The organism is Natronomonas gomsonensis, assembly GCF_013391635.1.
Taxonomy (GTDB): Archaea; Halobacteriota; Halobacteria; order Halobacteriales; family Haloarculaceae; genus Natronomonas; species Natronomonas gomsonensis_A.
The window spans coordinates 962,611-976,185 of the sequence record NZ_JACAWU010000001.1; the positions used below are offsets into that span (position 1 = coordinate 962,611).

Annotated in this window: 11 protein-coding genes and 1 pseudogene; 8 read left to right on the forward strand and 4 right to left on the reverse strand. The window is 65.6% G+C overall.

The window, feature by feature from the left end; translation table 11 throughout:
* Position 1 precedes the first annotated feature (1 nt).
* Positions 2-670 carry a DUF7546 family protein gene (locus HWX69_RS05030; RefSeq protein ID WP_178915998.1) on the forward strand — a complete coding sequence of 223 codons (669 nt, stop codon included), beginning with the start codon at positions 2-4 and terminating at the stop codon, positions 668-670.
* 42 nt (positions 671-712) lie between these two features.
* Here the strand turns inward: HWX69_RS05030 and HWX69_RS05035 are convergent, their stop codons facing one another.
* Positions 713-970 carry a hypothetical protein gene (locus HWX69_RS05035; RefSeq protein WP_178915999.1) on the reverse strand — a complete coding sequence of 86 codons (258 nt, stop codon included), beginning with the start codon at positions 968-970 and terminating at the stop codon, positions 713-715.
* Between the two features lie 128 nt (positions 971-1,098).
* Between HWX69_RS05035 and rtcA the strand changes: the two genes are divergently transcribed.
* The 4 genes from rtcA to HWX69_RS05055 all read left to right on the forward strand — a co-directional run bounded on the left by rtcA (position 1,099) and on the right by HWX69_RS05055 (position 6,088).
* Positions 1,099-2,100 (forward strand): RNA 3'-terminal phosphate cyclase, encoded by a 1,002-nt coding sequence (gene rtcA, locus HWX69_RS05040; protein ID WP_178916000.1) that lies wholly within the window; start codon positions 1,099-1,101, stop codon positions 2,098-2,100.
* A gap of 90 nt (positions 2,101-2,190) precedes the next feature.
* Entirely contained in the window at positions 2,191-4,434 is a 2,244-nt protein-coding gene (locus HWX69_RS05045) for an NADP-dependent malic enzyme (protein WP_178916001.1), read from the forward strand.
* 286 nt (positions 4,435-4,720) lie between these two features.
* Positions 4,721-5,197, forward strand: a complete 477-nt coding sequence (locus HWX69_RS05050; RefSeq protein ID WP_178916002.1) for a hypothetical protein — start codon at positions 4,721-4,723, stop codon at positions 5,195-5,197.
* 126 nt (positions 5,198-5,323) lie between these two features.
* A complete protein-coding gene (locus HWX69_RS05055) occupies positions 5,324-6,088 on the forward strand; it encodes a carbon-nitrogen hydrolase family protein (protein ID WP_178916003.1) in 765 nt (254 codons plus the stop codon).
* A gap of 63 nt (positions 6,089-6,151) precedes the next feature.
* Here the strand turns inward: HWX69_RS05055 and HWX69_RS05060 are convergent.
* Positions 6,152-7,081, reverse strand: a pseudogene (locus HWX69_RS05060) (formate/nitrite transporter family protein); the annotation flags it as partial.
* A gap of 97 nt (positions 7,082-7,178) precedes the next feature.
* Here HWX69_RS05060 and HWX69_RS05065 point away from each other — a divergent pair.
* Entirely contained in the window at positions 7,179-7,643 is a 465-nt protein-coding gene (locus HWX69_RS05065) for a universal stress protein (protein WP_178916005.1), read from the forward strand.
* Here HWX69_RS05065 and HWX69_RS05070 read toward each other — a convergent pair whose 3' ends face one another.
* Positions 7,644-9,161, reverse strand: a complete 1,518-nt coding sequence (locus tag HWX69_RS05070) for an AMP-binding protein (protein WP_178916006.1) — start codon at positions 9,159-9,161, stop codon at positions 7,644-7,646. It abuts the gene before it with no gap.
* Between the two features lie 161 nt (positions 9,162-9,322).
* Entirely contained in the window at positions 9,323-10,093 is a 771-nt protein-coding gene (locus HWX69_RS05075) for an IclR family transcriptional regulator (protein ID WP_178916007.1), read from the reverse strand.
* A gap of 358 nt (positions 10,094-10,451) precedes the next feature.
* Here HWX69_RS05075 and HWX69_RS05080 point away from each other — a divergent pair, with 358 nt between their 5' ends.
* Together HWX69_RS05080 and HWX69_RS05085 are read left to right on the forward strand one after the other, a co-directional pair.
* A complete protein-coding gene (locus tag HWX69_RS05080) occupies positions 10,452-11,741 on the forward strand; it encodes a hypothetical protein (RefSeq protein ID WP_178916008.1) in 1,290 nt (429 codons plus the stop codon).
* Positions 11,738-13,507: a GMC family oxidoreductase N-terminal domain-containing protein gene (locus HWX69_RS05085; protein ID WP_178916009.1), complete on the forward strand. Its 1,770-nt coding sequence runs from the start codon at positions 11,738-11,740 to the stop codon at positions 13,505-13,507. The genes HWX69_RS05080 and HWX69_RS05085 overlap by 4 nt, the downstream gene beginning before the upstream one ends.
* Positions 13,508-13,575: the final 68 nt, after the last annotated feature.

Below are 13,575 nucleotides of genomic sequence, written 5' to 3' on the forward strand. Positions count from 1 at the left end.
CGTGGCGACGTCGACTCGACGCCTCGACCGGTCGACGCTCCCGGTGGGTCGGTCGACGGCGGTCCGCGCAGTCGGGACGCTGTTGGCGCTCGAACTGCTCGCGGTGTTCGTCTACCTCCGGATGACGGGGACGAGCATCCTCGCTCCCCGGTACACGCTGTACCCGTTCGTGTGGATAAACGTCGGCGCGTGGGTGGTGTTGCGTCGGCCGACCGTCGCGGCGTCACAGCGTCGACGCGTCGCTGCCGGGGCGGTCGCGGTCGGCTACTTCGCCGTCCTGTCGGTCGCCGGCGGGCTCGTCGGACTGGGCGGGATGGACATGCCCGCGCGCATCGCGTGGCTCTCCCCCGGTTGGGGCCCGGCGTTCATGTACACCAACACCGTCGTCGACATCTCGCTCATTCCGTTCGAGGTAGTCGGCTACGCCGCACTTGCCGTGTTGGTGTACACCGTCGTCCTCGCGGGGGCTCGCTCGGCGCTCGCCGGCGTCCTCGGGGTCGCCACCTGCGTCGGCTGTCTGTGGCCGTTCGGGGCCGCGCTGGCCGCCGCACTGGGTGGCATCGGGTCGCCGCTGGCGAGTACCGTTCCGAGCGTCGCCTACGACCTCTCGACCGTGGTGTTCCTCGCGACCGCCGGCGTGCTGTACTGGTCGGCACGGCGGACGGCGTAGGCGCTACACGTCGTATTTTTCCAAGAGAAATCGATTGGTCAGCTATCGCGTTCGGCGCGGGGTGAACCGCCGGGTCGCCGCCGCGACGACGAGGAGCAACGCCCCGAAGAGGAGCGTGCTGGCGACCATCGCGGTGGCGGAGACGGGCAAGGCACCGGTGATGACCGGCCACAGCGTCAGCAGCCCCACGCCAACGAGTCCGACGACGAGGATACCCAGCACGACCGCGATGAACGGCATCACGCGTTCCGGTTGCACGGGCGGTTCGTCCGCCGACCGTCGAGTTGGTAACTGGCTCATACCTCCATGTAGGCTCCGAATTCGCATAAAAAGCGAACCTGTTTCCCGGCTCGTGGGAATCGGCCCGCTGAGGGCTGATTCGGCGGGGAGTCGGAACGTTTGTCGTCGTCGGGGCGGTAGCGTCGCCCATGCTCGAAATCGACGGCTCGGCGGGCGGGGGACAAATCGTCCGGACGGCGCTGTCGCTGTCGGCGCTGTCAGGGACGGCGGTTCGAATCGAGAACGTTCGTGGCGACCGCCCGACGCCGGGACTGCGACCACAGCACCTCGCGGCCGTCGAGGCGACGGCGGCGCTGTGTTCGGCGACAGTCGAGGGCGCCGAACGGGAGTCCGAGACGCTCGTCTTCCGGCCCGAGGCGGTGGCCGCCGCCGACGTGTCGGTCGACGTCGGCACCGCCGGCAGCGTCGCGTTAGTGTTCGATACGCTGTTGCCGCTGGCCGTCGCCCTCGACGACCCGGCGACGGTGACGGTCACGGGCGGCACCGACACGAAGTGGGCACCGCTCGTGTCGTATCTCAAGCGTGTCAAACTCCCGCTTCTGGCCGAGGTCGGCCTCGATGCGGAGGTCACAGTCGATTCCCGTGGATTCTATCCGGCCGGCGGCGGCCGAGCGACGCTGACGTTGCGACCCTCGTCGCTGTCGCCACTGTCGCTGACCGACCGCGGCGCGCTCCGGCGCCTCGAGGTGTACTCGACGGCCACCGAGGAGTTTGCCGACGCCGAGGTGGCCGAACGGCAGGCCGCTGCCGTCGCCGAGGAACTCGATGCCGACGCCTCGGTCGGGACGGAGGCCGTGTCCGTCGAAGCCGATTCGACCGGGTCGTCGGTACTTCTCGTCGCCGTCTACGAGAACAGTCGCGCCGGCTTTTCGGCACTCGGGGAGGCCGGCAAGCCCTCCGAGGAGGTCGCCGCCGAGGCCGTCGAGGCGTTCCATCGGTTCCACGAGGGACCCGCCGTCGTCGACCAGCACCTCGCCGACCAGTCGATGGTCTTTCTCGCCTTGGGTGGCGGCCAGGTGCTGGCACCCGAGGTGACCGACCACGTCGAGACGAACCGAGCGGTCATCGAGGCGTTCGGCTACGACCTCGCGGTGTCCGACGGCGATGGCGGCGTTCTCCTGGAAGCCTGAGCAGTTCCGACCGGCCGTCCACTCGTAGTGCGTTCCGTGTGTGCTTCTGGCAATAGTTGTGCACATATGTTCCGCGCTCGGAGGGCCGGTATGGGACTGGACGAGGACGCACTCGAATACCACCGCACCGACCCCCCCGGCAAACTGGAGATATCGACGACGAAACCGACGAACACCCAGCGGGATCTCTCGCTTGCGTACTCGCCGGGCGTCGCCGCGCCGTGTCGTGCCATCGCCGACGACCCCGAAGCCGCCTACACCTACACGACGAAGGGGAACATGGTCGGCGTCGTCTCGAACGGCACCGCAGTCCTCGGATTGGGCGACATCGGTGCGCAGGCCTCGAAGCCGGTGATGGAGGGGAAAGGCGTGCTGTTCAAGCGCTTCGCCGACATCGATGTCTTCGACATCGAGTTGGACGAGGACGACCCGGCGGCGTTCGCCGAGGCGGTCGCGATGATGGAACCGACGTTCGGCGGCATCAACATCGAGGACATCTCCGCGCCGGCGTGTTTCGAAATCGAATCGTTCCTCCGCGAGGAGATGTCGATTCCCGTGTTCCACGACGACCAACACGGGACGGCCATCATCTCGGGTGCGGCGCTGCTGAATGCCTGCGACATCGCCGACAAATCGCTCGGCGACCTCGAAGTCGTCTTCGCGGGCGCGGGCGCGGCGGCCACCGCGACCGCTCGCTTCTACGAGTCGCTGGGCGTTGCCGCCGACAACATCACCATGTGCGACATCGACGGCATCATCACCGAGGAACGCGTCGCCGCCGCCGACCCTCACTCCTACGTCAAACAGTTCGCGAGCGAAACGGGGGGCAGTCTCGCGGATGCGATGGCGGGTGCGGACGCCTTCGTCGGCCTCTCCGTCGGCGGCATCGTCAGTGAGGAGATGGTTCGGTCGATGGCGGCGGACCCCATCATCTTCGCGATGGCGAACCCGGACCCGGAAATCAGCTACGAGGACGCGAAAAGCGCCCGCGAGGACACGGTCATCATGGCGACGGGGCGCTCAGATTACCCCAATCAGGTCAACAATGTCCTCGGATTCCCCTTCATCTTCCGCGGGGCTTTGGACGTTCGCGCGACCGAAATCAACGAGGCGATGAAAGTCGCCGCCGCCGAGGCGCTCGCCGAGTTGGCCCGGCAGGACGTTCCCGACGCCGTCGTCAAAGCCTACGGCGACCAGCCACTGCAGTTCGGTCCCGACTACATTATCCCCAAACCGCTGGACCCTCGCGTCCTCTTCGAGGTTTCCGGGGCCGTCGCGAACGCCGCGATTGAGTCCGGTGTCGCCCGCGAAACGCTTGACCTCGGGGAGTATCGGGAGACGCTCGAAGCGCGACTCGGGAAGTCCCGCGAGATGATGCGCGTGGTGCTGAACAAGGCCAAAAGCGACCCGAAGCGGCTGGTCCTCGCGGAGGGCGACGATCCGAAGATGATTCGAGCAGCCTACCAACTCATCGAACAGGACATCGCCGACCCGGTCCTCGTCGGCGACAAGCGCACCATCTGGGAGCTGTCGGCGGAACTCGGCCTCGACTTCGACCCCGAAATCGTCGACCCGACGACGGACGAACTCGACCCCTACGCCGACCGCCTGTACGACCTCCGGAAGCGCAACGGCGTCACCCGTCGGGAGGCCGACGCGTTGGTCCACGACGGCGACTACCTCGCAAGCGTGATGGTGGAGATGGGCGATGCCGACGCGATGCTGACGGGATTGACCAACCACTACCCGACGGCGCTCCGGCCACCGCTGCAGGTCGTCGGAACGGCCGAGGACGCCGACTACGCGGCGGGGGTGTACATGCTGACGTTCAAAAATCGCGTCGTCTTCGTCGCCGACGCCACCGTCAATCAGGCGCCCGACGCTGACGTACTCGCCGAAGTCGCTCGCCACACCGCCGACCTCGCGAGACAATTCAACGTCGACCCCCGGGTCGCCCTGTTGTCGTACTCCGATTTCGGAACGGTCGACAACGAAGGGACCCGCAAGCCCCGGGCGGCCGCCGACGCGCTCCGGGCGGCCCCCGACGTGGACTTCCCGGTCGACGGTGAGATGCAGGCTGACACGGCGGTCGTCGAGGAGATGTTGACGGGCGATTACGCCTTCTCGGAGTTGGAGGAACCGGCGAACGTGCTGGTCTTCCCGAACCTCGAAGCCGGCAACATCGCGTATAAACTCCTTCAGCGACTCGGCGGCGCCGAAGCCATCGGCCCGATGCTCGTCGGCATGGACAAACCGGTCCACGTCCTCCAGCGCGGCGACGAAGTCAAGGACATCGTCAATCTGGCGAGCGTCGCTGTGGTGGACGCACAGTAGCGTCACGCTCGCGATGCGGTCTTGGTTGACGACCGGATAGTCTCTCGGTGTAGCCGAAACGGGGGACGCTCTTCCTCCTCGCGCCCCGGTACCGACGGCACGCCGACGGCCAGTGACGTTATACGAGGGACCACAGCGCCGTCGATTCGTGGTCCCGTGTCGATATCGGCCGTTCCGTTTAGACTGTTTAAATCGCCGAAAAACAGGCTTCTCAGGCGTAAACGGTTCGAACTGCTTCGAACTGACTCACCCCTACTTATCCCTCCATCGGGAAGGCCAGGATGCAATGCGCACCAAACACATCGTACTCGCAGTCCTCGCGGCGAGCTTCCTGCTCGTCGGGGCTGCGGGTGCTGCCGCTGCACAGCCCGCCGAGAACGCGACGGCCACACCCGCCGAGAACGCGAGCGAAGAGCGGCCGGGCGAAGCGGGCCCGCCCGAAGATATGCCCGAACAGGTGCCGTCGTTCGTGAGTGATATCCACAGCACCATCAACGAGTTCCTGTCGGGTGACATCGACAACCTCGGCGCTGCCGTCTCCGATGTCGCCTCCGAGGAGGCGCCTGACGACGCTGGTGGCGCTGACGAGGCCGAAGACGACGATACGGCGGCCAACGCGGATGACTCGGCAGAGGTGCGCGGTGACAACGCTGAGAACGGTGCGGAAAACGCGGAGAACGCTGACGAGTCCGAAGAAGACGCGGACGATATCGACGCTGAGGACACAGAGGACACTGACGATGCCGACGACACCGACGCATAACCTACCTCGTTTTTATTCCCGCTGACGACCCTCGACGGTTCTTTTTCGCCGAACTCACGCTCGGTGTGACGGGTAAGCGCTGAACTGCCACCGGTGCTTATGCCGTCGCGGTCGCATCGACCGAACATGCCTCCGACCGTCGCGGCGTGTCAGATGGCCGTCGACGACCTCGATGTCGAGTCGAACCTCGAAACCGTCGAATCACGCCTCAGCGGCCTCCCGGAGCGTGTCGACATCGCCTGTTTCCCCGAGCATGCGCTGACGGGGTTCGTCGCGGACGACCGCATCACCGAAGCGGCAATTCCGCGGGATGGCGAGGCAATCGAGCGCCTCGTCGAGAGTGCGGACGACGCCGACTGCGGTGTGGTCGTCGGGTTCGTCGAGACCGACGCCGACGGGGCGTACAACGCTGCGGCGTATCTCGACGGCGACGGCGTCGTCGCGGTCTACCGGAAACAGCACCTCTGGGGCGGCGAGCGGGAGATGCTGGAACCCGGCGATTCGCGGGTCACCGTCAAGACGGCGCTGGGGAAGACGGGGCTGTTGACCTGCTACGATTTGAACTTCGTTGAGGAGAGCGCCGCGATGACCGACAAGCGCGTCGACGCGCTGCTCGTCACGGGAGCGTGGCCGGCGACCCACAGCGACAACTGGCGGTTGCTGCTTCGGTCCCGGGCGCTCGACGGCGTTCGGTGGGTCCTCGGGGCGGGCCGAACCGGCCGTCGAGATATCGGTGACGCTCCCGTCACCGATTACGCGGGTCGGTCGCTCTGTGTCCGTCCGGATGGGGGCATTCGGGCGGAACTCGACCGCGCCGAGCGGAACCTCGTCGTCGATATCGAGCCGTCGATTCTCGACTCCCACCGGGAGTCGGTCGGGATTTTCGAGTAGCCGGTCGGGTCAATCGTCGTCGTCTCGTCGGCGTCGCCGGCGTCGTGTGTCGTCGCGGTCCGCGGGGACGTACGTTCGGCCGACGCTCCCGCCGCCGAGCCACTCCGAAATCGATAGCTGGCGTTCGACGCCGTCCTCGCGGGCGCTCTCCAGTCGGCGTTCGGTCGTCTGGAAGTAGTTGACGACGGTGACGAGCAACACGCCACCGATGGTGTTGCCGAGCAACACCGGCAGAACGAAGCCGAACAGTCCGGATAGCAGGGCCGCCTCTCCGAGGTAGACGAGGTACATCAACTCGGTGAAGGAGACGACGACGTGGAAGAGGTCCGCAAGCGGAATGACGAGGAAGGCGATGTAGACGAGGACGAGTCTCGAGATGGTGTCTCGGGAGGCGTAATCGAGCCAGACGACGCCGGCGACGACGAGGCCGGCGAAGCCGGCCTTGAAGAACAGGTCCCACCACGGCGTCTCGATGCCTTTCTGGGAGATATCGATGGCGACGGCCGTGGTCTCGGGGGAGAACACGCCGGTGTAGGCGAGCACGAGCGCGCCGAAGGCGCCGCCAGCGAAGTTCCCGAGGAGGACGACTCCCCACGTCCGTAACAGTGTCGGGATGCTAGCCAACCGTTCGAGGACGAGCGCGACGGGCGGGAGGGTGTTCTCGGTGTACAGTTGGTAGCCACCCAGGATGATGTAGACGAACCCCAGTGGATACAGGACGGCGCTCAAAAGCGGGTCGCCATCGGTTTTGGCAGTCATCGACGCCAGTGCGAGGAACGTGATTGTGATGGAAAAGCCGGCCGCCAGCGCGCTGAAGAACAGCTCCCGGGTACCCGTATCGATCTCCTCGTCGGCGGCGACGATGATTCGCTGGAACACCTCGTGGGTCTCGAAGCGGTCGCGGACGACCGCCCCGACCGCCGGCGCACCGCTTCGGGACCGTTCGACTGCCTCTCGAACCGATTCCTCCGGGTCGGTGTCCTCGTCAGCCATTCGTTCAACCTCCCGTTCAGGCGGCGGTGGCAAAACTCCCCCGGTCACGTCTCCGGAACCCGGCCGAGTTTTATTGGTGCCGGTCTAAGGAGTCGATATGTCTCTGGAGGTACTCACTTTAGCTGTCGGCCCCGACGATGGGGCTCGAATCGAGGAGATGGCGGGCCTCGTCTGTGATATCGCAGGCGCTACGGGGGCAACGGTGGTTCTCCTGCACGTGTTCTCCCAGTCGGCGTACGACGAAGGGGTCTCCGAGGCGGGGTACGACCCCGACGACCCGCCGCCGGCGCACACACTGGCCTCGCGACTCGAGAGCATCGACCGACTGTCGCTGGCGCTCGATGAGGCGGGCATCGAACACCGCATCCGCGGGGAAATCGGCGAGGTGGCCGACCGCATCATTTCGGTCGCAAACGAGACGAACACGGACATGCTGTTCGTCGGGGGACGGAAGCGCTCGCCGACCGGCAAGGCGGTGTTCGGAAGCACCTCCCATCACGTGTTGATGAACGCGCCGTGTCCGGTGACGTTCGTCCGGCGGGACGTCACCGACGACGAGTAGTCAGCCGAAGCGGTCCCGCAACGTGATGCGGTCGAGTTTCCCGGTCGCAGTTCGCGGGAACGTCTCGACGAACTCGATGCGGTCGGGCACCTCGTGGCTCTCCAGTTCGTCCTCACAGGCCCCTCGGATGTCGGCTTCCGACACCGACTCGCCGCGCCGCGGTTTCACGATGGCCGTCACCGTCGCCCCCCGGACCTCGTCGCGGGTGTCGATGATGGCCACTTTCTCGACGGGGTCGACCTCGTAGATTACCTCCTCGATTTCGCGGGGGTAGATGTCGCCACACCCCGTCGTGAACATGTCCTCCAGTCGGTCGACGACGAAGAGGAAGCCGTCGTCGTCCATCCAGCCGATGTCGCCGGATTTCAGCCACCGCTCACTCGCTTCGGCGGTTTCACCGCTTTCGCCCCGCTGTCCCTGTGGGGCAGCGCGCTCGACGAACTTCTCGTCGGTAATCTTGGGGTTGTTGTACCGAGGGGTGACCGTATCGCCACGCCACAGCAACTCCCCGCGCTCGCCACGCTCGACGGGCTCGCCGGTCGCGGGGTCCTCGATGCGGATGTCGACGACTTCCGTCGCCGGCCGCCCGATGCTCCCGGGTTTGCTCCCGCCGGGGACCGGTCGATTGAACGTCGCGAGCGGCGTCGTCTCCGTCATGCCGTACCCCTCCAGTAGCCGGCAGCCGAAGGTCTCCTCGATTTCCCGGATCCGCCGTTTCGGCATCGGTGACCCGCCGACGCCGATCATCTCCAGACTAGATACGTCGTAGTCCTCGACAGCGTCGTACTCGAGGAGGTCCATCACCATCGTCGGAATCAGGAAGGTGTAGGTGATTTCGTGGCGCTCGATTTCGGTGAGAGCGGTCTCGGCGTCCCACTCCGCGAGCAGGTGGTTCTCGGCGCCCAACGCGAGAAACGGCGTCGTCGTGACGTTGAGGCCGGTGACGTGGAAGCACTGACAGGCCGTCAGGGCGACGGCGTTGCGGGTCCACTCCTTGTATCGGATGAACCCGCGGGCGTTGGCCGCGAGGTTGCCGTGGGTGTGGTAGACGCCTTTCGGCGCGCCGGTGGTTCCGCTCGTGTACAGCAGTTCGGCCAACGCATCGGAGCGGCGGGGTTCGACGTCACAGGTGGGGTCGCCGTCCTCCAAGAGGTCGAGATACGCCACCGTTCGGGCGCCAGCCGCGTCGATGTCGATTCGCCCTTCGGTCACGACGGCGCTCGCGCCGCTGTCCCGGAGGACGTAGCGGATTTGCTCGTCGGTAAAGCGGGTGTTGACCGGTAGCGGGATGGCGCCGCGTTTCATCACGCCGAGGTAGGTGGCGACGAACGGGACGCCGTTGGGCATGTGGATGGCGACGTGGTCGTCGACGCCAACGTCGAGTGCATCGAGGCCGCCGGCGATGCGGTCGGCGTCTTCGGCCAACCCCTCGAAGGTCCGCGAACGGGTGCGGTCGGCGACGGCCGTCGCCTCTGGGGTATTCCGCGCGGCGATGTCGACGTGGTTGGCGAAGTTCACTACTCTCGGATTCTCCGTCGAAATCCAAGTCGTTTCTGCCGCGCGTGCGAGGTTCGTATTTGTGCGGTGACCTGTATGAATTCTATCTAGTTTTCGCGTGGCGACCGGTCGCGTCACTGCCGGGCCGACGAGACATTTCGTCCGACATTACCGGACGTCAGTCACTCCGGCGTGAAGATGAGGTTCGCCTCGATGGTCCGGGCCGACTGCCGGACGGTTTCGGCCAGTCCCGACGACCCGGGAGTAGCCTCGAAGGCGCCGCTCGGGCCGTACACCGCGATGGCGCCGCGGACTCGCTCGTCTGCCACGACGGGCGCGGCGACGCCGGTCATCCCCGCGATGAGCTCGCCCTCGTCGACGGCGTAACCGTCGTCTCGAATCGTCTCCAACTCCGCAAGCAACCGCTCTTCGTCGGTTATCGTGTTCGGCGTCCGGGGCGGTAACCCCGTCTCGGAGACGAGCCGTTCGACCGTGTCGGCGTCCTTGTACGCCAGTATCGCCTTTCCGGGGGCGTTCGTGTGGAGATGCAGGTCCGACGGGTACGCCCCCGGCGTCCCGGTGGTGTGGCCGCCCTGTCGCCACCCGGCCGCCAACAGCACGCCACAGCGGTCGTTCTCCTCGGTGACTAACTGGACGTACTTCCCCTCGGTATCTTCGAACAGCGCGTGGGCCTCCTCGCGGCCGTTGACGAACAGTTCGTGGCTGTTTCGAGCAGTTTCTCCCAGATGGAGGAACTTCGTGCCCAGCCGGTAGGTCCCGGACTCGTTGACGACGTAGCCGACCGCTTCGAGGGTCCGAAGGTGGTCGTGGGCGGTGCTCTTCGGAACGTCCAGCGCCTCGGCGACGGCCGTCACGCCGGTCGGTCCCCGCTCTACCAGCGTCTCGACGATGTCGTGTGAGAGTTTGACCGCCGCGACTGGGTACCTCGTCATCGGTTCGGTTTCGTTCTCGCCCGACTTATGTGTCCGGTATTGCCGGACAATTGGATGCGGCAGAAAATAACTGTAATACTGAATTTACTGGAATCAAATAGATAAGAAATCTTATCTAATGGGTTAAATTTGGGTCGAATTTGGGTGTAGAACGGGAATTGTATTCGAGTCTAAGATGCAGTAATATTGGTTAAAAGCATCTAATAGAGTGAATTCATTTGGACTGTTCACAACGGCTCGAGCTCCGTGCTAATTAATATATGAAATTTGAGTATTTGGGATAAAGAGCCCCATATTTCCCGCAGTAGGGTTAACGGCTATGACCGGTTGTATCGGGTAGCGGTTGGCAGATACTATCATGACAGAAGACTCCAGCGCACCGATGACGCGGCGAGGCGTTATGAAGGGCGTCGGCGGCCTCGCGGCCGTCTCGATGTCCGGTGTAAGCATCGCGGAAGCACAGGACGTGATGGGCCAAGAGATTCCAGCGGACCCCCACACGCGGGACACGTATCGCTCGATTGTCGATGCAATCGTCCCCCGGACGCCCGAACTCGAAGACGAACTCGGTGGAGAGCACGTCCCCGGCGGGCTCGACGTGGAACTCGAGAAGTTCCTCATCTGGGACTTCAATCACTTCCAGGAGGTCCGACTGGAGACGCTCCAGACTCCCGTCAAAACCGCCCAGTCCGGCGGCGGACCGCTCGGTGACCTCGGCGGCAGCAATCCGCTCGGTGACGCCCTCGGCGGCCTGACCGAAACCGGCGACCTCGGTGGCGGCACGTCGCTCGATTCCGTCACCGAACTCGTCGACGGCCTGATGGCTCCCGAACTGTTCCAACTCGACCTCGACACCGTCTCCTCGGGGTCGGAACTCGGCGCGTTGGCCGACCTCGCGGGACTCGACGCGGTCGGTGACCTCGGCGAACTCCTCGATGTCGGTGACCTCGACGCGCTGGGCGAAGAACTCGACTTCGGCGCTGCGGACCGACTCGCGATCGACTTCGCGGACGCGCCGATTCCCGAAGACGCCGAGGGCATCGCGGAGTTCGACCTCCTCGTCGAGGGTGCCAACGAGGGAACCCACCAGGTCGTCCAGAACTACCCGTATGCGAACCTCTTCCCGTTCGTCTTCGACATCGTCGCCGCGGAGTTCCTCGCACAGGGGAAAAACGAGGACACGCCGTCGCCGAACCCCGAGTTCGCTGGCGGCGGGACGTTCGTCCGTCTCTCCCGGGAGGACCGCCTCCGCTGTCTGTGGACCATCGTCGACGGTGCCGTCATCGACCGCCTCGACGGCGTCCTCTCGCCGATGCTCCCCGCGGTCGGCATCCTGAAGTTCGTCGTGATGGCCTGCAACGGGCTCCACGGCTTCGGCTACTACACGGAGTGGTCCGGCCTCGGCGACACCAAAACGAACACGCCCAGCGAACGGGAGATGCAGGTCGACCCGAGCAACGTCCAGAGCCGGAACCAGACCGACTACCCCGGTCCCTCGGACGGCTACGCCGCCGACTGGCGTCACGCCGTCCCCGGCGGCTTCGACGACGACTGGGAGACCAACGAGACGCCCGGGCCAGCAGACCCGGAACTCCCCGACGAGGCCGCGGATGAGGCCGAGGAGGCCACCGGAGGTGACCTGCTATGAATGACCCAGATGTCGTCGTCGTCGGTGCGGGCGCGGACGGTCCGGTCGCGGCGTGGAAACTCGCACGCGACCACAATGTGGACGTGTTGCTACTGGAGGCAGGTGCCTTCCACGGAAACGAGCAGTGGCCCGAACCGCACGTCGACTCGGGCGGGACGGTCAGCACCGACCCCGACGACCTCGACGGCAAACTGCTCGACGAGCAGTTCACCCACCGCGAGGCGGAGGCCAACGACCCGACCTACGGCTACCTCCGGGTCGGCCCCTCCAACAGCGCGCGTGCGCCGTGGTTCCGTAACCTCCACCAGAACGCGTTCATCTGGCAGGTCTCCTGTGTCGGCGGCACGTCGATTCACTACTTCTCGAATCACCCGCGCGGCTATCCGACGGCCTTCGACGACCAGCCGCACTGGCCCGACGAGGTCAGCTACGCCGACATGGTGCCGTACTACCGGCTCAACGAGGAAATCACGAGCACCCAGCAGGCGCCGATGACCGCCCGCGAAGAGGTGTTCATCGAGGGTGCGAGCCAGGAAAAAAGCGGCGAGTACCCGCTTCTCGACGGACTCAACGTCACCGAAACCGGCTGGCGACCCCAGCCCAACGCCGTCGAGGTCCCCGGCAAGGAGACCTCCAACGGCCAGCCGCTCGATAGAAACTACGAGGGGTCGTTCAGCTACGACGACGGCTTCCGCGGCGACACCCTCGTCGGCGACCACTTCCAGGGCTCCTCGACGCCCGTCGACGCGCCCGTCCGCGAGAAGGCCCGCAAATCCAGCAACATCGGCTACGTGCCGCGCGCGCTGGACACCAACGACAACCCCGACGTGGGCAACGTCGCCATCCGACCGAACACCTACGTCACCGACATTCACACCGCAGAAGGCGCCGGCAACCTCGAGGCGACCGGCGTCGAAATCCGTGACACGTGGTCCGGTGCGACACAGACCGTCGAGGCCGACACGGTCGTCCTCGCGGGTGGCTGTATCGAGACGCCGAGACTGTGGCTCAACTCGGGCCTGCCGGACGACGGCTGGGTCGGCAAGGGGCTGACGACCCACTGGTTCGACTGGGTCGTCGGCGTCTACGACGACGACACCGTCGCCGACATCAACCCCGACCGCCAGCACATGGACCCCTACATCGGGCAGAACTCCGCGGTCCGCTTCGACAAGCCCGGCGTCGGCGGCCTCGAGGACATCGGGATGTCGCCCGGTCTGGTCTCTTTCGCCGACTACCTCTTCACCGAGGCGGGCTACTCCTTCGACACGCCGGTCGACCCCGACGAGCCGTGGGACACCCGCGGCTACATCGTCGGCAAGGAGCTCAAACGCCGGATGGCCAACTACCGACAGACGAAGGCCATCCTCGTGTTGACCGACGACATGCCGCGACAGGAGAACGGCGTCTCGCTGGACGACACCTTCTCCGACGAGCACGGCCCGGTGCCGAAGGTCCGCTACGAACCGGGAGAGGAGGACGACGAACGGCGCGACGAACTCGCTCGCATCGCGGCGAACATCCACCGCAACGCCGGTGCCTCTCACGTCCACCGTGCGGAGTGGCCGCCGTTGTTGCTCCACATGCAGTCGTCGATGCGAATCGGCAAGGTGCTCGACTTCGCCGGCGAGGCGAAGAACGTCGACCGCCTGTTCGTCGCCGACCACTCGGCGCTGGCCAACGGCGTCGGCGGTCCGAACCCCACGAACTCCGGGCAGGCCAACGCGCTCCGTATCGCCGACCACATCGGCGACCGCTACTTCTGAGGCGGCCGCCGCGTTGCATACCGTCTTTTCGCTCGATTCTGCTGAGAGGCGTCCGAAGTTACGCTGAC